The organism is Rhodoferax ferrireducens (genome assembly GCF_003347515.1).
Classification (GTDB): Bacteria; Pseudomonadota; Gammaproteobacteria; order Burkholderiales; family Burkholderiaceae_C; genus Rhodoferax.
On sequence record NZ_QEII01000009.1, the window covers coordinates 1 to 249 of the forward strand.

Genomic DNA, 249 nt, shown 5'->3' on the forward strand with positions numbered 1-249 from the left:
CGCTGCAATTGAGGGTCGCGCAAGTAGCGCAGCGTGTAGATCGTGCGGATCAGCTTGTCATACTCGAAAAGGGCCTTACGCGTGCGGTGGTGTCCAGACAGGGTGCAAATTTTTCGCACCAGCACACTTTGGCTCATTTCTTTGAGCCCCAGGGTGGCAGCAATGTGATCCAAATTGGATTTTTCAGCGGCAATCAGATGACGGTCAATCTGCCCCACCGGCTGAATCAGGAAATCAGCATACCCCTCC

1 protein-coding gene is annotated in these 249 nt (G+C 53.8%); it reads right to left on the reverse strand.

The window, feature by feature from the left end; all coding sequences use genetic code 11:
- On the reverse strand, nucleotides 1-249 hold a 249-nt coding region (locus tag C5P05_RS00030; RefSeq protein ID WP_157979120.1), incomplete at both ends, for a Tn3 family transposase.